19 protein-coding genes are annotated in these 19,599 nt (G+C 42.4%); 17 read left to right on the top strand and 2 right to left on the bottom strand.

Going from position 1 to position 19,599, the window contains the following annotated elements:
- Positions 1-853, top strand: an 853-nt coding sequence (locus tag D8785_RS03660; RefSeq protein ID WP_142999347.1) for a DUF389 domain-containing protein, incomplete at its 5' end; no start/stop codon positions are given.
- Positions 854-1,381: 528 nt separating this feature from the next.
- Here D8785_RS03660 and D8785_RS03650 read toward each other — a convergent pair.
- On the bottom strand, positions 1,382-1,585 hold the full coding sequence (locus D8785_RS03650; RefSeq protein ID WP_125374527.1) for a CsbD family protein: 204 nt from the start codon (positions 1,583-1,585) through the stop codon (positions 1,382-1,384).
- A 734-nt stretch (positions 1,586-2,319) separates the two neighbouring features.
- Between D8785_RS03650 and D8785_RS09840 the strand changes: the two genes are divergently transcribed.
- From D8785_RS09840 to dnaJ, 13 genes are all read left to right on the top strand, one after another.
- Positions 2,320-2,754 carry a CPBP family intramembrane glutamic endopeptidase gene (locus D8785_RS09840; protein WP_260469861.1) on the top strand — a complete coding sequence of 145 codons (435 nt, stop codon included), beginning with the start codon at positions 2,320-2,322 and terminating at the stop codon, positions 2,752-2,754.
- A 164-nt stretch (positions 2,755-2,918) separates the two neighbouring features.
- A complete protein-coding gene (locus tag D8785_RS03640) occupies positions 2,919-3,515 on the top strand; it encodes a rhomboid family intramembrane serine protease (RefSeq protein WP_125374525.1) in 597 nt (198 codons plus the stop codon).
- A gap of 137 nt (positions 3,516-3,652) precedes the next feature.
- Positions 3,653-4,756, top strand: a complete 1,104-nt coding sequence (locus tag D8785_RS03635; RefSeq protein ID WP_048688602.1) for a VanZ family protein — start codon at positions 3,653-3,655, stop codon at positions 4,754-4,756.
- A gap of 141 nt (positions 4,757-4,897) precedes the next feature.
- On the top strand, positions 4,898-5,164 hold the full coding sequence (locus D8785_RS03630; protein ID WP_048716309.1) for an ACT domain-containing protein: 267 nt from the start codon (positions 4,898-4,900) through the stop codon (positions 5,162-5,164).
- Positions 5,165-5,182: 18 nt separating this feature from the next.
- Positions 5,183-6,520, top strand: coding sequence for a PFL family protein (locus tag D8785_RS03625; RefSeq protein WP_120701636.1), 1,338 nt, complete (start codon positions 5,183-5,185; stop codon positions 6,518-6,520).
- A gap of 133 nt (positions 6,521-6,653) precedes the next feature.
- Complete coding sequence (locus D8785_RS03620) at positions 6,654-7,367, top strand: histidine phosphatase family protein (RefSeq protein ID WP_125374524.1); 714 nt, start codon at positions 6,654-6,656, stop codon at positions 7,365-7,367.
- Positions 7,368-7,411: 44 nt separating this feature from the next.
- Positions 7,412-8,110: a histidine phosphatase family protein gene (locus D8785_RS03615; RefSeq protein ID WP_023027246.1), complete on the top strand. Its 699-nt coding sequence runs from the start codon at positions 7,412-7,414 to the stop codon at positions 8,108-8,110.
- Entirely contained in the window at positions 8,103-8,876 is a 774-nt protein-coding gene (locus tag D8785_RS03610; RefSeq protein ID WP_125374523.1) for a M15 family metallopeptidase, read from the top strand. Before D8785_RS03615 ends, D8785_RS03610 begins: the two co-directional genes overlap by 8 nt.
- Before the next feature lie 167 nt (positions 8,877-9,043).
- Positions 9,044-10,078, top strand: a complete 1,035-nt coding sequence (gene hrcA / locus D8785_RS03605) for a heat-inducible transcriptional repressor HrcA (RefSeq protein WP_023027244.1) — start codon at positions 9,044-9,046, stop codon at positions 10,076-10,078.
- 6 nt (positions 10,079-10,084) lie between these two features.
- Positions 10,085-10,627 (top strand): nucleotide exchange factor GrpE, encoded by a 543-nt coding sequence (gene grpE / locus D8785_RS03600; RefSeq protein WP_023027243.1) that lies wholly within the window; start codon positions 10,085-10,087, stop codon positions 10,625-10,627.
- A 256-nt stretch (positions 10,628-10,883) separates the two neighbouring features.
- A complete protein-coding gene (gene dnaK / locus D8785_RS03595; RefSeq protein WP_125374522.1) occupies positions 10,884-12,707 on the top strand; it encodes a molecular chaperone DnaK in 1,824 nt (607 codons plus the stop codon).
- 202 nt (positions 12,708-12,909) lie between these two features.
- Positions 12,910-13,542 carry a DJ-1/PfpI family protein gene (locus tag D8785_RS03590; RefSeq protein ID WP_125374521.1) on the top strand — a complete coding sequence of 211 codons (633 nt, stop codon included), beginning with the start codon at positions 12,910-12,912 and terminating at the stop codon, positions 13,540-13,542.
- A 267-nt stretch (positions 13,543-13,809) separates the two neighbouring features.
- Positions 13,810-14,931 (top strand): molecular chaperone DnaJ, encoded by a 1,122-nt coding sequence (gene dnaJ / locus D8785_RS03585; protein WP_125374520.1) that lies wholly within the window; start codon positions 13,810-13,812, stop codon positions 14,929-14,931.
- Positions 14,932-15,175: 244 nt separating this feature from the next.
- Here dnaJ and gdhA read toward each other — a convergent pair whose 3' ends face one another.
- The gene (gdhA, locus tag D8785_RS03575) at positions 15,176-16,522 is read right to left on the bottom strand and encodes an NADP-specific glutamate dehydrogenase (RefSeq protein ID WP_117744673.1); all 1,347 of its coding nucleotides are present in this window, start codon (positions 16,520-16,522) and stop codon (positions 15,176-15,178) included.
- 374 nt (positions 16,523-16,896) lie between these two features.
- On the opposite strand from gdhA, the gene D8785_RS03570 reads away from it, so the two are divergent.
- From D8785_RS03570 to msrB, 3 genes are all read left to right on the top strand, one after another.
- Positions 16,897-17,832, top strand: coding sequence for a dihydroorotate oxidase (locus tag D8785_RS03570; protein WP_125374519.1), 936 nt, complete (start codon positions 16,897-16,899; stop codon positions 17,830-17,832).
- A gap of 153 nt (positions 17,833-17,985) precedes the next feature.
- Positions 17,986-18,315, top strand: coding sequence for a helicase BlpT (locus tag D8785_RS03565; RefSeq protein WP_260469860.1), 330 nt, complete (start codon positions 17,986-17,988; stop codon positions 18,313-18,315).
- Between the two features lie 272 nt (positions 18,316-18,587).
- Positions 18,588-19,523 (top strand): peptide-methionine (R)-S-oxide reductase MsrB, encoded by a 936-nt coding sequence (msrB, locus tag D8785_RS03560; RefSeq protein WP_125374517.1) that lies wholly within the window; start codon positions 18,588-18,590, stop codon positions 19,521-19,523.
- Positions 19,524-19,599 lie beyond the last annotated feature (76 nt).

Below are 19,599 nucleotides of genomic sequence, written 5' to 3'. Positions count from 1 at the left end.
TTTAGCTATTTTTGATACGCGTTTAATCAAGCAATCTCTAGGGGTTTTATTTACTCAAGTATTGGTCAGTTTGCTTGTCTCGACTCTATATTTCTGGATTTCTCCCTTATCTTATGCAAGTAGCGAATTGATTGCACGAACCTCTCCAACCATTTGGGATGTTCTCATTGCTATTGCGGGTGGGATAGCAGGTGTCATTGGTTCAAGAAAAAAAGAAGCAAACAATATCGTGCCAGGAGTAGCCATTGCTACAGCTTTGATGCCGCCTATCTGTACTGCTGGCTATGGTTTAGCTAATGGGAATGTACGATTTTTATTGGGGGCTCTCTATCTTTTCTTGATCAACTGTGTCTTTATCATGCTAGCCAACATTGTTGGAACAAGAATTTTGATGAGAAAATCTCCTTTAACTTCATTTAAAGAGCTGAGCATTAAAATGAGAATTGGCTTGATTTCTTTGATTGTATTGTTGATTCTTCCAGCTAGCTATTCGGCAGTTACTCTGACAATAGAACAAGCGCGCAAAGAAGGGATCAAACAGTTTGTAGGAAAAGAGTTCGCCAATTATACGGTTATTAATCAAGTCTACAAGTCAAGTAACAATGAATTGGTCTTGACGGTTGTTGGAGATCCGATTTCAGAAGAAGAATTAGAAACACTCCACCAAAAACAAGCCTCTTACGGTATTCAATCTGTTCAATTGAAAGTGAATCAAGTTCAGAACTCGCCAACATTAGATAGTGAAGCGACCAAGGAATTTTATGAAAACATTGACAAGTATATTGATCAAAAACTCTCTGAAAAAGATTCACAAAACGATCTCGTAAAAGAAAATGAAGCAGACAAGGATTGAGGACAATGAACTGAATCGGTTTTTACGCCGTGTTTTTCTTGTATCTTCCTCTTTCTTACTTATAGCAGGTTGTTTTTGCTTGAATAAGAAATAAATTAGAAGTTCTATCATCTAAGAAAAATGATGAAAAAAATCATTTAACTAATGGTGTGAACGTTTAGTGTTTATCAGCTCCATTCTCTGTAATTTTGGGGGTAAAATCCACACCATTTAGATAAAATTAGTTGAATTTGATTGGAAAAACGCTTTTATAAAAGCGGAGAAAAGTCTTGATATTACGCTGTTTTTAGTCCAACTGAAATTCATACTTTCCAAACCAGGTCTTAAGAAAGCTCGTAAAGCTAGCCAGTTCTCTAAACGTTAATTCGTTACTGGAAAGCAGAATACAAACGAAAACACTTTGCAGTTTGCAAGGTGTTTTTTCTATTCCTAATATATCGTTTACAAATGAATGGCAAACAAAAACCACCCCATCTCTCCAAGTCCAATAAGACTGTAGAAAATAGGGTGGTTCCAGAATGTTAACGATTAGTTATCGTCTTTGTGAAGGATGTTTTTCACACCGTTGATAGCTCCTTCAACAGCTTCTTTTGCATCTTCAGCAATTTCTTTTGCTTTTGATGCAACTTTTTCAGCAACGCCTTCAGCTTCTGTTTTTGTGTCGCCGGTTACTTTACCGAGACCTTCTTTAACAGAACCTTTAACTTGGTTTAATTTATCTTCTAATGACATAGCGCCACCTCCGTTAAGTAAATAGTTTTTTAATCTGAGTTCAAGACAGTTCATTTAAAAAATTAAAACTATTTAGTTCAGATTAATATAAGTATATACCCTCTGAAATGGAAAGTCAAATATTCGCTACGGTATTCTGAAAGTTGGAGTGAGTCCTTACGATATCGTGAAAAAGAGGGATGAATAGGTCCTTGCCTTGTTCTTTAATTGAAGAAACAAAGGTTTTCAGCTATTTCAAAACAAAATCGTCCAGATGATTAAGGAATAATATATTGTAGAATCGTCAGGTTAGAAAATCTAAACGGCTGTTTTCTTCTAGCAAAGTGGAGTAAAAAACAAAAGAAGATGACACTTTCTGTTCAAAAAGGGACAATTGAGGGCTACCTTGCCTACAAGTTTTTCCATGTGTTATACTTGTACATAATTGTACGAAAGAATGATATTGGAGAATAGATGATATGAAATATGCCAAACATGGAGTCGCTTTACTGTTCCTGTTATATCTATTTGTTTTTGGGATCGAAGGTCTTGGTATCTATCTAACTGGAGTTTTCAATGGTGATGTAAGTTTTCTTTATTTCATCTATTTGATTCTCTACTCTTTGCTTCTCATCGGCATTTTATTGTGGTTCAAAAGACAGAAGATAGTCGTCCGTTCAAATATACAGAAATGGAAGTGGCACTATCTGGGGTATTTTGCTCTGGTGCTCTTGTGGTTCTTTGTTGAAAGGTGGGTGCTGCAAACTTTTCAGGATTTGCTGGTTCCTGTCGTTCATCAAACCAAATTGCCATCCTCCATTTATCTAAATGGCCCTGGTATTTCGGGTACTCTGTTTTTTGTCCTAGCAACTGTTACATCTCCTATGATCGAAGAATTTATTTTTAGAGGCTATCTGATGAATGTCTTCTTTAAAGAAAGTAAGTTTCATTTAGACGTTTTGCTTTCGGGCTTTCTCTTTGCGGCCTTTCATCTGATCCATCAATATCGGGACCCTGTAACCTCTTCTCTTTATTTCTGTTCAGGGCTCTTCTTCGCAACTGCCTATAAGAAATCTAAAGATATCCGGTTACCCATCTTCTTGCATGCCTTTAGCAATTTTCTCACTTTTTGGAAACCAATCTGGATTTTCATCTTCAATTATATCTACTGGCATTTTCTTGTTAAATAACCTTGTCTCTGTGGCCGGGCGTGAAATGGGAGTTAGAGGTTGGAGTTGTTTAATGAAACTAGGATCACTTTTTAAAAGTGATCTTATTTTCGTTTAAGGGGTGGTATAATGAAAGTATACTCAAGGTGAGACAATTGATTTATTTACAGAAAAGAAGTTTTAAAATGAAAACGATGATAAAAACCTATCCTGTTATCAGTACGATAGCTCTAATCTGTTTGTTGCTCGGTTTATTGACTTCCTTTTATGGGGATGCTATGTATGACCTATTGGCTTTTCATTCGAAGCCGGTGTATGGTTGGCAATATGTCAGTGGGACCCTGATGCATGGCAGTAAAGGAGCTCCTGTCTGGTTTTTATGGGTTCATTTGATTTTAAACGGACTCATGATCCTTCCCTTCGGTGGACTGCTAGAAAGAAAAAGAGGCTCCATACAAGTCTTAATCGTTTTTGTGACGGCGACAGTCCTCTCTTCCATCGTTTTTCAATTCTTAACACGCGGGCAGGACATTCAGGCAACAGGGATCTCTGCCGTCGGCTATGCCTTTGTGACCGGAGGGATTATGCTCCTGCCAAACGTGTGGAAAGAATTGTCACGCACCGTAAAATGGCTTTATCTATTCTTAATTTTTCTATCTGGTCTCATGCTCTTACCAGTAATCACCGGATGGATCTCAACGCTATTGCATCTTTCAGGGATTGTGAGTTATCTATTGGTCTTTATCGGAAGTAAAAGCTTGAAGGGGAGAGGTAGCAATTAAGCCGACTATTGAGCTAGGTTTTCATCCTGTTTCCTTGACTCTTCCTCTACCAGGCCGTATAATACTCTATATCAATGAAAAAATCACCTTTTGTCATTGTGCAAAGGGTGTTTTTATAACGGTAAATGGGAGACACAATGGGATACATTTCTACAATCAAAACAGCTGTTCAGCTCTTTCCTTTCCTGGCCTTTTTGCTGACCTTGCCCTACATGATTTTGAATTATCGAAAATATGGCTCGGTCAATAAATTGCGGGTGCTGATTTTCTATTCTTTTATGCTTTACTTGATGACGGTCTATCTCTTGGTAGTCTTGCCTCTGCCAGATCCGAGTAAGATCCATACTAGCTACTCGGAAATGGTCAATCTCCATCCCTTTGCTTTTGTGGTGGATTTTTTCAAGGAGAGCCCCTTTGATCTAGCGCAGACTGGTACTTGGCTTCAGGCTATCAAGCATCCAACTTTTTATGTACCAGCTTTTAATGTCCTAATGTTGATTCCTTTTGGGATGTATCTACGTTATTATTTCAAGTGTGGTTTTAAGAAAACGATTCTCCTAACAGCCCTCTTTAGTCTCTTTTTGGAGCTGACCCAGTTATCAGGTCTCTACTTTCTGTATCCGGGCCCTTACCGCCTAGCAGATGTCGATGATATTATTCAAAATACCACTGGTGGTGGAGTGGGCTACTTGCTTGGTTGGTTCCTGGTTTGGTTATTGCCAACACGAGATGAGATTGACGAGCATTCTTTCCGAGTAGGGACGAAAGTATCTGGTTTCCGGATGGGTCTTGCTTTCTTGATTGACTTTGTGATGCTATCCTTGCTTTATGCGGTAATCGAGCGTTTAGAGATGATTCCCTATGTAGCGGTTTTGGTGCTTTACTTTAGTTTGCTTCCCTTGTGGCGGGGCAAAACCTTGGGAATGGCTTTGGTAAAATTCCGCTTGCGTTTTGACAAGCAAAAATGGCTTCGTACCATCTGGCGAGGAATCCTAGTGGTAGGCTATTTCTACTGGATTCCCCAAGGGTTGTTCTATTTGATCTCGCTTTTGAATCAGGATTTGACGGACAATTCCCTTTTGACTCTATCTATGATTTTATTGCTCTTCTTTGTGCTCTTATTGTACCTGATCCTCACCCTTGCCATCATCTTGCTCAGTCGTCGCTTTCCCTTTGACCGTCTAGCTGGAGCCGAGTATGAGAGTACCGTGCGCGTGAAGGAAGGGATCCTAAAAGATTGAATAGTCGATAGAGAGGTTGGATGTAGATCCAGCCTTTATTTTTTATACACGCGGAAAATATCCAAACGTTCCCAGTTGAGAAGGGCGATTTTAAGGGGAATATGCTACAATGGAAGCAAATAGATAGAATGGAGCAGTGACATGAAAGCAATTATTACAGTCGTTGGTAAAGACCAAAAAGGAATCGTAGCGGGTGTTGCAACGAAAGTGGCAGAATTAGGACTCAATATCGATGATATCTCTCAAACTGTATTGGATGAATACTTTATCATGATGGCGGTCGTATCGTCAGATGAGAAAAAAGATTTCACACAGCTTCGTTCAGAATTAGAAGAATTCGGTCAGTCTCTTCATGTAAAAATCAATATCCAGAGCGCAGCGATTTTTGATGCCATGCACAATTTGTAAGAATGAGGTGGTAGAAATATGGACATTAAACAGGTAACAGAAACCATTGCCATGATTGAGGAGCAGAACTTTGATGTTCGGACCATCACCATGGGCATCTCCCTTCTAGATTGTATTGATCCAGATATCGATAAGGCGGCTGAAAAAGTCTACCAGAAGATTGTGACAAAGGCCAAGGACTTAGTAGCTGTCGGGGATGAGATTGCGGCAGAACTCGGCATTCCGATTGTGAATAAGCGGGTTTCGGTTACTCCTATATCCATTATTGGAGCAGCAACCAATGCGACAGACTATGTGCCCTTTGCCAAGGCGCTGGATCGTGCGGCTAAAGAAGTTGGGGTCAACTTTATCGGTGGCTTCTCAGCCCTGGTTCAAAAAGGCTACCAAAAAGGGGATGAAATCCTCATCAATTCCATTCCTCGCGCTCTAGCAGAGACCGATTTTGTCTGCTCTTCGGTTAACATTGGTTCCACTAAGACAGGGATCAATATGACAGCTGTCCGAGACATGGGCCGTATCATTAAAGAAGCTTCCCAAGCAGATCCGATGGGGCCAGGTAAGCTGGTGGTCTTTGCCAATGCAGTAGAAGATAATCCTTTTATGGCAGGGGCTTTCCACGGTGTCGGTGAAGCGGATGTTGTCATCAACGTTGGGGTTTCTGGTCCTGGTGTTGTCCAACGGGCGATTGAAAAAGTTCCAGGTGCAAGCTTTGATGTATTGGCAGAAACCGTTAAGAAGACAGCCTTCAAGATTACCCGTGTCGGTCAATTAGTGGGTCAAATGGCTAGTGAACGTCTCGGTGTGGAGTTTGGGATTGTAGACTTGTCTCTCGCACCAACTCCAGCTGTTGGGGATTCGGTTGCCCGTGTCCTTGAAGCTATGGGGCTTGAAGTAGTAGGAACCCACGGGACAACCGCAGCACTGGCTTTGCTCAATGACCAAGTGAAAAAAGGCGGCATCATGGCTTGTAACCAAGTCGGTGGTTTGTCAGGTGCCTTCATTCCAGTCTCAGAAGATGAGGGGATGATTGCGGCGGTCCAATCAGGTCATATCAACCTGGAAAAATTGGAAGCCATGACTGCCATCTGTTCAGTCGGTCTGGATATGATTGCCATTCCAGCTGATACTCCAGATACGACCATTGCAGCTATGATTGCCGATGAAGCGGCTATCGGAGTAATCAACCAAAAGACCACAGCAGTTCGGATTATTCCTTATGGAAAAGAAGGCGATATGTTAGAGCTTGGAGGACTTCTTGGATCTGCCCCCGTTATGAAAGTTAACAAAGCTTCGTCAGCTGACTTTATTGCCCGTGGTGGTCAAATTCCAGCCCCAGTTCATAGTTTTAAAAATTAAAAAATGGCCCTGGAGCATACTGTTTGCTCAGGGCTTTTACTGTTGACCAAGGTAGTGAAAGTGAATCTAGAGGTCATCGATGCCAGTTTCCTTATAAAAAATGATATAATAGAAGAACGTAAAAGGAGATCACATGGCGAAAACAAGATTATTTATTATTCGGCATGGAAAAACCATGTTTAATACGATAGGTCGTGCTCAAGGTTGGTCGGATACGCCTTTAACTGCTCAAGGAGAAGAAGGTATCCGTGAATTGGGGGTTGGTTTGAGAGAATCTGGTTTGGACTTTGTCCGTGCTGTTTCCAGCGATTCAGGTCGTGCCATTCAAACCATGGGGATTGTTTTAGACGAGCTTGGACTCACAGATCAGATTCCTTATACTTTCAACAAAAAGATCCGGGAATGGTGTTTTGGAAGTTTTGATGGTGCCTATGGAGGAGAGCTGTTCCGTGGAGTCGTTCCCCGTGTTCTAGATATAGAAGACTACAAGAAGTTAACACTAGAAGAGTTAGCGAATGGGATCTACCAAGTGGATACAGCCGATTGGGCTGAACCATGGGATGTGTTGAAAAAACGGATTGTAGATGGTTTTGAAGAGATTGCGAAAGAAGTTGAAGCTAAGGGTGGTGGAAATGTTCTTGTTGTCAGTCATAGCATGACCATCGGTTCCTTTGTGTGCATTTTAAATCCAGAGATTATGCTAGATCCAAGGGTTGAAAATGGCAGTGTTACCCTTGTCGAATACGAAAATGGACGCTTCTCGATCCAAACCATCGGTGATGAGTCTTATCGCAAGCTAGGTGCTAACTGGTTAGAGGCTCACTCAGAAGAAATTGATGTGAAATAATAAGATATCTTATATAAGAAGAAAACAATTGCAGGAGGATAGAAATGGCAAAGACAAAATTGTATATTGCCCGTCACGGAAAAACCATGTTTAATACGATCGGTCGCGCCCAAGGGTGGTCCGATAGTCCCTTGACGGAAGCTGGCGAACGAGGGATTCATGAATTAGGGATTGGTCTGCGTCAAGCAGGAATCCAGTTCCAACAAGCTGTGTCCAGTGACTCTGGTCGAACCATTCAAACCATGGGGATTGTGCTAGAAGAATTAGGGTTAACAGGTAAAATTCCTTATCGCTATGATAAGCGTATTCGCGAATGGTGTTTTGGAAGCTTTGATGGCGCCTACGATGGAGAACTCTTTATGGGGGTTCTGCCACGTGTCTTTCGGGTCGATGATTTCCATCATTTGAGCTTGATGGAGTTGGCTGAAGGAATTGTCGAAGTGGATACAGCAGGCTGGGCAGAGTCTTGGGAAACTCTTCGTGATCGAATTTTGGAAGGCTTTACGGCAATTGCCAAGGATGTTGAGTCTCAAGGTGGTGGCAATGCCATCGTGGTCAGTCATGGGATGACCATCAGCACCTTGATTTACCTGATTGATCCAAAGGCTTTTAAAGAATTTGTCTTGGACAATGGTAGTGTGACTGTTATTGAGTATGAGGATGGCCAACTTAAACTAGAAGCAGTTGGAGATATGTCATACCGACAGGTTGGAGCAAAATTGTTAGAGGAAGATCATGACTAAATACAAACTTGCCAAGAAAAGAGAAAAGAAAGTTAGCTGGATCGTGCTCTGCTGTTTAGGTCTCTGTCTGATCGGAGCAGGAGTGGGTATTTTCTATTTGAAACCTCAATGGCTTCATATGAGCTCTGTTGAAGATAGAAAAGTAGAAACAACCACTCCAAAAAAGGTTGAGAAAAAGGAAGAAAAACCTAAAACAGACCTTCCTCAAGTTTCTACTAAGGATTGGAACCTAGTCCTGGTCAATCGGGACAACAAGTTAGCTGAGCTGAACCCTCAGTTAGTTGATGTTGAAGAAATCAAGGTGGATAGTCGGATTGCAGAGCAAACGAAACAGTTTCTAGCAGCGGCGAGAGCTGTCGCGCCTGAAGAATCCTTGATTTCGGGTTATCGAAGTGTGGAGGAGCAAACAGAACTCTATAATGAGCGGGTAGCGCAATTAGAAGCTACGGGACTTTCTCATGAGGAAGCAGAAGCTCAAGCTCAAGCTCAAGTACAGGTTCCAGGTGCTAGTGAACACCAAACGGGTCTTGCGATTGATATGAGTGCTCCAAATGGACAGTCTGAAGAGGTAGCCCAGCAGATTATTGCTTTGGCTCCCCAGTATGGTTTTGTCCTCCGCTATCCAGAAGGGAAAAATGCGATTACAGGTGTGGACTATGAAAACTGGCATTTCCGCTACGTTGGTGTAGAAAATGCCCAGTATATGGTCAAGCATCAGCTGGTTTTAGAAGAATATATTCAAAAATTGAAAGAAGCAGGTTTATAGGCTTTTTTAGACAAGTATCGGTCTTAAGAATGATTTTTAGCACTCTTTGAAAAAGAGTGCTAATTTTTTGGATTTTTCTCTTGACTTTCTCTTGAGAGGGTGTATAATAGAATCATGGTTTAGCACTTGAGTGTTTAGAGTGCTAAATACGAAAGAGAGGTGAGGTCATGGTTACAGAACGTCAAAATGAGATTCTAAATCTTGTCGTTGATATCTTTACCAAGACCCACGAACCAGTCGGTTCAAAAGCACTGCAAGATGTCATTCAATCTAGTAGTGCCACTATCCGAAACGACATGGCTGCCCTCGAAAAGAAAGGTTTATTAGAAAAAGCCCATACTTCGAGTGGCCGAATGCCTAGCCGAGCTGGTTTTCAATATTTTGTTCAGAACTCACTTGACCTAGAGCTGATTGATGAACAAGATGTCTACCAGGTGGTGAAAGCCTTTGATTTTGAGGCCTTTAAGTTAGATGATATTTTGGATGCTACGGCTAAGTTGCTGGCCCAGATGACGGGCTACACCGCAGTCATTCAGGATGTTGAACCGACACGACAGCGCTTGACTGGTTTTGAGATTGTTCCATTATCCAACCACGATGCCTTAGCGGTTCTGACCTTGGATGAATCAAAGCCTGTTACCGTCCAGTTTGCGATTCCAAAGAATTTCTTAACCAGTGACTTGGAAATCTTCCATCAGTTGGTTCAAGAACGTTTCATTGGAAATACAGTTTTGGATATCCACTACCGCTTGCGGACGGAGATTCCACAGATTGTACAGCGCTATTTTAAGACGACAGACAATGTATTGGATCTGTTTGATTACGTCTTCTCGCAATTGTTTCAAGAACTGGTCTTTGTAGAAGGAAAGGTTTCATCCTTAACCTACGCCGATCTTCAGACTTATCAGTTCTTAGATAACCCTCAACACGTAGCTCTTGAGTTGCGAGGGGGGATGGCGGAGGACCAAATGACCCAGATCCTGGTTGCTGAATCCCAAGAGAAGGCCTTGAAAAATGTGACCGTGATTAGTCACAAATTCCTGGTTCCTTATCGTGGGATGGCCCTCATGCATGTGATTGGTCCCGTAGAGATGGATTACAGGCGTGTGATTAGCCTCGTCAATGTTATCGGCCGAGTGCTGGTCATGAAGTTAACGGACTACTACCGTTACCTCAACAGCAACCATTATGAAGTAAATTAAGACCAAATGAAAGGGGTGTATGCCTTGACAGAAGAAATCAAAAAAGAAGACGTGAAAGAAGAGGAAGTTGTCGAGACAACTGAAGAAGTTGTAGAGGAAACCAACCAACCTTCTGAATTAGAAGAAGCACAAGCGCGTGCTGAAGAATTTGAAAACAAATACCTTCGTGCCCACGCAGAAATGCAAAATATTCAACGTCGTGCCAATGAAGAACGCCAACTCTTGCAACGCTATCGTAGCCAAGATTTGGCAAAAGCAATCTTGCCATCACTTGATAACCTTGAACGTGCCCTTGCCGTAGAAGGGTTGACAGATGATGTTAAAAAAGGACTAGAAATGGTTCAAGAAAGCTTGATTCATGCTCTGAAAGAAGAAGGAATCGAAGAAATCGCGGCAGACGGAGAATTTGACCATAACTACCACATGGCCATCCAAACAGTTCCTGCAGATGATGAACATCCAGCAGACACCATCGCACAAGTCTTTCAAAAAGGCTACAAACTCCATGACCGCATCCTACGCCCAGCCATGGTCGTTGTCTACAACTAGGCTAGAGAACTTAAAAACCTTGTCCGAAACGACAATAAACTATGAAAGAAAGATAAACAATGGTTTAGCTTTGCCAATAGTGAGCGAAGCGAACCAAAGGCGATACTCTTCGCCGTGGCGCTATTTTCGCAAACTTTGAGACCTTAGGCTCAAAGTTTAGTCAAAGAGATTGACGAAGTCAAGCTCTGACGGCGTCGCCACTTAAGAAGAGTATCAAAAAGAAAAAAAGAAGATAAAATTTAAGGAGAAAAAACATATGTCTAAAATTATCGGTATTGACTTAGGTACAACAAACTCAGCAGTTGCAGTTCTTGAAGGAACTGAAAGCAAAATCATCGCAAACCCAGAAGGGAACCGCACAACTCCGTCTGTAGTTTCATTCAAAAACGGTGAAATCATCGTTGGTGACGCTGCAAAACGTCAAGCAGTCACAAACCCAGATACAGTTATCTCTATCAAATCTAAGATGGGTACTTCTGAAAAAGTTTCTGCTAACGGAAAAGAATACACTCCACAAGAAATCTCAGCTATGATCCTTCAATACTTGAAAGGCTACGCTGAAGAATACCTTGGTGAAAAAGTAACCAAGGCTGTTATCACAGTTCCAGCTTACTTTAACGATGCTCAACGTCAAGCAACTAAAGACGCTGGTAAAATTGCTGGTCTTGAAGTAGAACGTATCGTCAATGAACCAACTGCAGCAGCTCTTGCTTACGGCTTGGATAAGACTGACAAAGAAGAAAAAATCTTGGTATTTGACCTTGGTGGTGGTACATTTGACGTATCTATCCTTGAACTCGGTGATGGTGTCTTTGATGTATTGGCAACTGCAGGAGACAACAAACTCGGTGGTGACGACTTTGACCAAAAAATCATCGACCACATGGTTGCAGAATTCAAGAAAGAAAACGGCATTGACTTGTCAACAGACAAGATGGCTCTTCAACGTTTGAAAGACGCAGCTGAAAAAGCTAAGAAAGACCTTTCTGGTGTGACTTCAACTCAAATCAGCTTGCCATTCATCACTGCTGGTGAGGCTGGACCTCTTCACTTGGAAATGACTTTGACTCGTGCGAAATTTGATGATTTGACTCGTGACCTTGTAGAACGTACAAAAGTTCCAGTTCGCCAAGCCCTTTCAGATGCAGGTTTGAGCTTGTCAGAAATCGACGAAGTAATCCTTGTCGGTGGTTCAACTCGTATCCCTGCCGTTGTTGAAGCTGTTAAGGCTGAAACTGGTAAAGAACCAAACAAATCAGTAAACCCTGATGAAGTGGTTGCTATGGGTGCAGCTATCCAAGGTGGTGTCATCACTGGTGATGTCAAAGACGTTGTTCTTCTTGACGTAACACCATTGTCACTTGGTATCGAAACAATGGGTGGTGTCTTCACAAAACTCATCGAGCGCAACACAACAATTCCTACATCTAAATCACAAGTCTTCTCAACTGCAGCAGATAACCAACCAGCTGTTGATATCCACGTGCTTCAAGGTGAACGCCCAATGGCAGCAGATAACAAGACTCTTGGACGTTTCCAATTGACTGATATCCCAGCTGCACCTCGTGGTATCCCTCAAATCGAAGTAACATTTGACATCGATAAGAACGGTATCGTATCTGTTAAGGCGAAAGATCTTGGAACTCAAAAAGAACAAACCATTGTTATCCAATCGAACTCAGGTTTGACAGACGAAGAAATCGACCGCATGATGAAAGATGCAGAAGCAAACGCTGAAGCAGATAAGAAACGTAAAGAAGAAGTTGACCTTCGTAACGAAGTAGACCAAGCTATCTTTGCGACTGAGAAGACAATCAAGGAAACTGAAGGTAAAGGCTTCGATGCAGAACGTGATGCTGCCCAAGCTGCCCTTGATGAGCTTAAGAAAGCCCAAGAAGACAACAACTTGGACGAAATGAAAGCAAAACTTGAAGCATTGAACGAAAAAGCTCAAGGACTTGCTGTGAAACTCTACGAACAAGCTGCGGCAGCCCAACAAGCTCAAGCAGGAGCAGAAGGCGCCCAAGCAACAGGAAATGCAGGCGATGACGTCGTAGACGGAGAGTTTACTGAAAAGTAAGATGCAAAGCCCGTTAAAACCTCACAGTGAAAATAGGAAATCTGACGCAGAAACTTTAGTTTCTAGAAAGATTTATCTTTTTCACCAAGAGGTTAGGGCGTGCTCAATTCGGCCTAACTCGTTTAGAACGTCGTAATGATAAGAAGAAATCCAGAGGTTGCAACCCAGCCTCTGTTTTTCGGTAAAATAGAGGATGTTGCGTATGAAAAAAGTACTTTGTATTATTTATCCTAATTTTTCTCTTTATGAGATAACCACTTTAACGAGTACTTTAGCTCTGTCTTTTGATATCACGATTGATTATGTAGCTTCTGAGAATTCAATAGTTGTCTCTGAGGATGGTTTGCCCTGTCAACCGACGAAAACATTGGATCAAATCCGTATAGAAGATTATTCTTGTGTGATTTTGCCAGGAATGGTAAATATAGGTCCTGCTCTACAAGATGAGAAATTGATCTCGTTTTTGAGAAGTCTTGATGGGCAAGATATCCTAATTGCAGCCATTTCTTCAGCGCCCCTTTTATTGGCGAAAGCAGGCTTGTTGAACGAAACGAAATTTACAGGTGGAATTTGGCAAAACTTCTTTGACTATTTTAAATTTCTTCCACGTGAGAATTTCCAACCGAAAGTTCTTGTCCAAGATAAACAAATCATTACGGCTATCGGTTTTGCACATCAAGAGTTTGCAAGAAAAGTGATTCTAAGTCTAGGGTTGGCAGAGAATACGGACAACTATTTTAAAGAACAGAACGGGTATGCTGAAGAGGATTTGATGTTTACTCTATCGGATGAAGAGTTTGATCAAGTGAAGCAGAGTATAGAAAACACCCTCTAAAGATTTACATAAAAATTATAGAAAGGAACAAGGAGTGTTTGGTAAATTGTAGCTGAGCTCTGAAGTTTCTTACTCAATGTAAAAGAAAGGAATTGAACCCGACCTAAATCGTGGTTTGATTCACAATATCAATAGAAAGGATAAAGAGTGTTCGAGAAATTGAACTCGAGCGGAAAGCTTGGAAATTAGATAAACCTCCTAAGAAATCAGGATTTCTTGTCGGTTTCCTAAATTTCAGTCGCTTTCTGTTCGCTCTTAGTATCTTGTATGAACAATACTGAATTTTATGACCGTTTGGGCGTTTCGAAAAATGCATCTCAAGATGAGATCAAGAAAGCCTATCGGAAATTATCTAAGAAATATCACCCAGATATCAACAAGGAGCCTGGCGCTGAGGAAAAGTACAAGGAAGTTCAAGAAGCTTATGAGACTTTAAGTGACGAACAAAAGCGGGCGGCTTATGACCAATACGGTGCTGCAGGAGCCAACGGTGGTTTTGGTGGTTTCGGTGGTTTTGATGGCGCTGGCTTTGGTGGCTTTGAGGACATTTTCTCAAGCTTCTTTGGTGGAGGTGGAAGTCGCAATCCCAATGCTCCACGTCAGGGAGATGATCTTCAGTACCGCGTAAATCTCAAGTTTGAAGAAGCCATCTTTGGAACTGAGAAGGAAGTGAAGTACCATCGGGAAGCTAGCTGTCGGACATGTGATGGAACTGGTGCTAAGCCAGGAACAAGTCCAGTAACTTGTGGACGCTGTCATGGTTCGGGTGTCATCAATGTGGATACGCAAACCCCACTTGGGATGATGCGTCGCCAAGTCACCTGTGATGTCTGCCATGGTCGAGGAAAGGAAGTTAAGGATCCTTGTACTACCTGTCATGGGACTGGGCATGAGAAACAAGCCCACAGTGTTAGCGTGAAAATCCCTGCTGGGGTCGAAACAGGTCAACAAATCCGCCTCTCTGGACAAGGAGAAGCTGGCTTTAATGGGGGGCCGTACGGAGACCTTTATGTAGTCGTCAATGTTGAGCCAAGCGACAAATTCGAACGGGATGGATCAACCATCTACTATAAATTGAACTTGAACGTTGTTCAAGCTGCTCTTGGAGATACGGTTCATGTACCAACGGTTCACGGCGATGTCGACTTAGTCATCCCTGAAGGAACCCAGACTGGTAAGAAATTCCGCCTCCGTGGCAAAGGAGCACCAAGCTTGCGTGGTGGATCTGTGGGAGATCAATATGTAACTGTTAATGTGGTGACACCAACAGGTCTAAATGACAAGCAAAAAGAAGCCCTTCGTGCATTTGCGGAAGCTGGTGATATCAAGGTAAGTCCAAAGAAAAAAGGCTTCTTTGATAAGGTGAAAGATGCCTTGGATGATTTATAAAAAAAAGGAGGCTGGGACAAAAGTCCTAGCCTCTCAATTGTCTTTGGATTGTCGAGCGAAACGCAGTGGTTGAGTGGACTCTACTACGCTGATTTCATCAGCTTTTACAGCCCTACTCAACTGTGCGGAGGTGGGACGACGAAATCGAATTCTAACGAATTACTGATTTCTGTCCCACTCTCTTTTTTTATCAAAAAAACACCTCCGAAACTAGGGGTTTCAGAGGTGTGGCAAAAGAATCAAATTAAACAATACCTTGGGCAATCATAGCGTTTGCAACATTTTCAAAGGCTGCGATGTTGGCACCAGCAAGGTAATCTTTACCAAGACCGTAGGTTTCTGCAGTTGTTTTAGCAGTGTTGAAGATGTTGGTCATGATATCTTTCAAACGACCATCCACTTCTTCACGTGTCCATGAAAGACGGAGGCTGTTTTGGCTCATTTCAAGAGCAGATACAGCAACCCCACCAGCATTGGCAGCTTTAGCAGGTCCGTAAAGGATACCATTTTCTTTGTAGACTTTGATAGCTTCAAGGTCGCTAGGCATGTTAGCTCCTTCAGATACAACTTTAACCCCTTGAGCAACCAAACGTTTCGCAGCTTCACCGTTAATCTCATTTTGAGTCGCACATGGAAGGGCGATGTCATAGTTGCCAGCGTAAGTCCATACAGAACCTTCGTAGTAGGTAGCAGTTGGTTTTTCTGCAGCGTATTCTGTCAAACGAGCACGGCGTTTTTCTTTGACGTCTGTAAGAAGGTCAAAATCAATACCGTTTTCGTCGATGACATAGCCGTTTGAGTCAGAGACTGAGATGACAGTTGCACCAAGTTCAGTTGCTTTTTGAAGAGCGTATTGGGCTACGTTACCAGAACCTGAGATCACGACTTTCTTACCAGCAAAGCTGTCGCCGTTAGCTTTAAGCATTTCTTCAGTATAGTAAACCAAGCCGTAACCAGTTGCTTCTGGACGGATCAAGCTACCACCGAAACCAAGAGGTTTACCTGTCAAGACACCGGCATCGAATTGGTTAAGGCGTTTGTATTGGCCGTAAAGGTAACCGATCTCACGTCCACCAACCCCGATATCACCAGCTGGGACATCAAGAGATGGTCCGATGTATTTTTGCAATTCTGTCATGAAGCTTTGGCAGAAACGCATCACTTCAGCATCAGTTTTGCCTTTCGGATCGAAGTCAGATCCACCTTTACCTCCACCAATTGGAAGTCCAGTCAAGACGTTTTTAAAGATTTGTTCGAAGCCGAGGAATTTCAAGATCCCTTGATTTACAGTTGGGTGGAAACGAAGTCCGCCTTTGTATGGGCCTACAGCTGAGTTAAATTGGACACGGTAACCACGGTTCACTTGAACCTTTCCATCACGGTCTACCCAAGGAACACGGAAAGAAATTACGCGTTCTGGCTCAGTGATACGGGCCAAGATGTTTTCTTCAATGTATTCTGGATGTTTTTCAAATACAGGTTCCAAAGTGCTAAGGAACTCTTCAACAGCTTGAAGGAATTCTGCTTCATGACCGTTGCGAGCTTTTACGGTTTCGAAAGTGCTTTGGATATATTCTTTTGCAGTTGTCATCTTGTTTCTCCTTTTTGATTGAAACGACTTCCAGCAAATTGGCTAATTACTGGCATCTGGAGGCACTGCTAGAAGCAATGTCATGTTTTATTACGTGGAACATTATAACAGACTTTTTTTGACTTGTAAAGAAAAAAGTTGAATTTTCAGAAAATTTCCACAGCTGATAGAGGATGGTAAAAAGATACCTACCTTGGACTTGTTCCAGTTGAAATAATGATACGATTTTTAGCCTTTTTTTGAGCGAAAATCTACTCCTTTTCGAGTAATGTCTTGTTATTTCCGGACGATCCTTCCTCTTTTTCATTTTTTTAGCCATCCATCCTCTTTTTCATGCTATAATGACTGTAAGAATTTATTTCAAGGAGTAGAAGATGGTATCGACAAAAACAACTATTGCAGGTTTTGAGTTTGACAACTGCCTGATGAATGCCGCGGGTGTAGCCTGTATGACAATTGCAGAACTTGAAGAAGTAAAGAATTCTACTGCGGGAACATTTGTGACGAAAACTGCGACCTTGGAGTATCGTCAAGGGAACCCAGAGCCACGCTACCAAGATGTGCCGCTAGGATCTATTAACTCGATGGGCCTTCCCAACCAAGGTTTGGATTACTATTTAGATTACCTCCTTGAGTTACAAACTTCTGATCCGAATCGGACTTACTTTTTGTCTTTAGTCGGTATGTCCCCGGAGGAAACCCATACCATCTTGAAAAAGGTGCAAGACAGTGACTTTAAAGGCTTGACGGAATTGAACCTTTCTTGTCCCAATGTTCCTGGTAAACCTCAGATTGCCTATGACTTTGAGACGACTGATCGAATCTTATCAGAGGTCTTTGCCTATTTCACTAAACCTCTTGGCATCAAGTTACCACCTTACTTTGATATTGTCCACTTCGATCAAGCTGCAGCGATCTTTAACAAATACCCACTCAAGTTTGTCAACTGCGTCAACTCGATCGGAAATGGCCTCTATATCGAGGATGAATCCGTTGTGATTCGTCCTAAGAACGGTTTTGGTGGAATTGGTGGCGAGTACATCAAACCGACTGCTCTGGCTAATGTTCATGCCTTTTACCAACGTCTGAATCCAGAGATTCAGGTTGTGGGAACCGGTGGGGTCTTGACTGGTCGTGATGCCTTTGAGCATATCCTTTGTGGCGCTAGTATGGTGCAAATCGGAACCACGCTTCATAAGGAAGGAGTTGGGGCTTTTGACCGCATTACAGCTGAGCTTAAAGCCATCATGGAAGAAAAAGGCTACCAAAGCCTGGAAGACTTCCGTGGGAAACTGAACTACATTGACTAATCTTTCGAAAAGAACTTCCTCAAGTGGATGCTTGGGGGAGTTCTTTTTTGTTTCCTGGTCAAGTAAGAAAAATTCTGTTCCTAGTTTTAGAGAAATTTCATTTTTATAGAGAGAAAAAGGTGTACAATGAAGGTGAAAAGGAAGGTGGTTTATATGGGAGAAAGGGATGTGATTCAAGAAGCAAGAACGATGATCAAAACTCTCCGAACAGCCTTTTCTAGGGACTTTATCCCCAGTCCAGATGCCCTTCGATTTGAGGAAAATCTAAATCATATTTTGGAAGTTTTATTGAGGGCAAGACAGGTAGACAATCGCCTATTGATCGAGTTGGAGAAGTTTTATCAGAATGCGAGTTTATTGATTGGTTTGAGTGGGATTCGTTTGAATGAAGAGTCCTTTCAAGCCTGGCGAGCTTATGATCACTGGCATTACGAAGCTGTGAAATCTCAGTTACAGGTATATGGACCAAGCATGATCTTGTAAGCCAATTAGTGTTTGCTTAAGAAATATTGAGGAGGTGTGTGATATGTCTCTCGTGCATGATTTTTTTCATCAGTTAAGTTTATCTCTATGGAACCTTTCTTATTCATTATTTTTCTTCCTTGAAAAATAAAACTAGTCTGATCCCTTTTACTAGCATCTAGTAGAAGGGATTTTTGATGCAGAATCCTTGAAAATGAAAGGTCGTTGGTTTATGATGGAGCTAATAGATATCAAGCATTCCTCTTAGGGAATGCGGAAAGCGAGGAAAAAAGATGGCAGAGATTTATCTAGCAGGGGGCTGTTTTTGGGGCTTAGAGGAGTATTTCTCACGAATCCCTGGTGTAGAAAAGACGACTGTGGGCTATGCCAATGGCCAGGTGGAAACGACCAATTACCAATTGATCAAAGAAACGGATCACGCAGAGACCGTTCAGGTCGTCTATGATCCAGACAAGATCACTCTACGCGCGATCTTGCTCTATTACTTCCGCGTAATTGATCCCTTGTCCATTAACAAGCAGGGAAATGATCGAGGACGCCAGTACCGGACGGGTGTCTATTACCGAGACGAGGCAGATCGTGAGGTGATCGCCCAAGTGTTTGCGGAGCAAGAAAAGCAACTGGGAAGGAAGATCGCAGTTGAGCTAGAACCGTTACGCCATTATATCTTGGCTGAGGACTACCATCAAGACTACCTCAAGAAGAATCCTGGAGGCTATTGCCATATTGATGTGACAGATGCTGACCAACCCTTGATTGATCCGGCAGCCTATCCAAAGCCCAGTCAGGAGGAATTAAAGGTACGATTGACAGAGGAGCAGTACCAAGTCACCCAAGAAAGTGCGACGGAGCGTCCTTTCCACAATGCCTATGACCAGACCTTTGAAGAGGGCATTTATGTGGATATTACGACAGGGGAACCTCTCTTCTTTGCCAAGGATAAGTTTGCGTCTGGCTGTGGATGGCCGAGCTTCTCTCGTCCTATTGCGAAAGATGTCGTTCACTATTACCAGGATCATAGTCACGGGATGGAGCGAATTGAAGTTCGTTCCCGCTCAGGCAATGCCCACCTCGGCCATGTCTTTACCGATGGGCCAAGAGACCAAGGAGGTCTTCGCTATTGTATCAATTCGGTCTCTCTACGCTTTATTCCTAAAGAGGAAATGGAGGCAGAGGGATACGGGGACCTACTCAGACAAATGCACTAAAAGAATGATTGAGAAAGGGGGCTCTGAGCCCTCTTTTTTTAATTTCTTTAGTCCCTCCGTTTATCTATTCATGGAA

The sequence above is a fragment of the Streptococcus australis genome (assembly GCF_003943615.1).
Classification (GTDB): domain Bacteria; phylum Bacillota; class Bacilli; order Lactobacillales; family Streptococcaceae; genus Streptococcus; species Streptococcus australis_C.
The sequence above is the reverse complement of the archived record's forward strand: the minus strand, read 5'-3'. Positions and strand labels throughout refer to the sequence as shown.

What these genes read in the sequence shown, in the direction of transcription:
- D8785_RS03565 (WP_260469860.1), top strand. Translation starts at nt 17,986, where the DNA reads ATGGGAGAAAGGGATGTGATTCAAGAAGCAAGAACGATGATCAAAACT.
- D8785_RS03590 (WP_125374521.1), top strand. Translation starts at nt 12,910, where the DNA reads ATGAAAAAAGTACTTTGTATTATTTATCCTAATTTTTCTCTTTATGAG.
- dnaK (WP_125374522.1), top strand. Translation starts at nt 10,884, where the DNA reads ATGTCTAAAATTATCGGTATTGACTTAGGTACAACAAACTCAGCAGTT.
- D8785_RS03615 (WP_023027246.1), top strand. Translation starts at nt 7,412, where the DNA reads ATGGCAAAGACAAAATTGTATATTGCCCGTCACGGAAAAACCATGTTT.
- D8785_RS03610 (WP_125374523.1), top strand. Translation starts at nt 8,103, where the DNA reads ATGACTAAATACAAACTTGCCAAGAAAAGAGAAAAGAAAGTTAGCTGG.
- D8785_RS03635 (WP_048688602.1), top strand. Translation starts at nt 3,653, where the DNA reads ATGGGATACATTTCTACAATCAAAACAGCTGTTCAGCTCTTTCCTTTC.
- grpE (WP_023027243.1), top strand. Translation starts at nt 10,085, where the DNA reads ATGAAAGGGGTGTATGCCTTGACAGAAGAAATCAAAAAAGAAGACGTG.
- D8785_RS03625 (WP_120701636.1), top strand. Translation starts at nt 5,183, where the DNA reads ATGGACATTAAACAGGTAACAGAAACCATTGCCATGATTGAGGAGCAG.
- D8785_RS03630 (WP_048716309.1), top strand. Translation starts at nt 4,898, where the DNA reads ATGAAAGCAATTATTACAGTCGTTGGTAAAGACCAAAAAGGAATCGTA.
- hrcA (WP_023027244.1), top strand. Translation starts at nt 9,044, where the DNA reads ATGGTTACAGAACGTCAAAATGAGATTCTAAATCTTGTCGTTGATATC.
- msrB (WP_125374517.1), top strand. Translation starts at nt 18,588, where the DNA reads ATGGCAGAGATTTATCTAGCAGGGGGCTGTTTTTGGGGCTTAGAGGAG.
- D8785_RS03650 (WP_125374527.1), bottom strand. Translation starts at nt 1,585, where the DNA reads ATGTCATTAGAAGATAAATTAAACCAAGTTAAAGGTTCTGTTAAAGAA.
- D8785_RS03570 (WP_125374519.1), top strand. Translation starts at nt 16,897, where the DNA reads ATGGTATCGACAAAAACAACTATTGCAGGTTTTGAGTTTGACAACTGC.
- D8785_RS03640 (WP_125374525.1), top strand. Translation starts at nt 2,919, where the DNA reads ATGAAAACGATGATAAAAACCTATCCTGTTATCAGTACGATAGCTCTA.
- dnaJ (WP_125374520.1), top strand. Translation starts at nt 13,810, where the DNA reads ATGAACAATACTGAATTTTATGACCGTTTGGGCGTTTCGAAAAATGCA.
- D8785_RS03620 (WP_125374524.1), top strand. Translation starts at nt 6,654, where the DNA reads ATGGCGAAAACAAGATTATTTATTATTCGGCATGGAAAAACCATGTTT.
- gdhA (WP_117744673.1), bottom strand. Translation starts at nt 16,522, where the DNA reads ATGACAACTGCAAAAGAATATATCCAAAGCACTTTCGAAACCGTAAAA.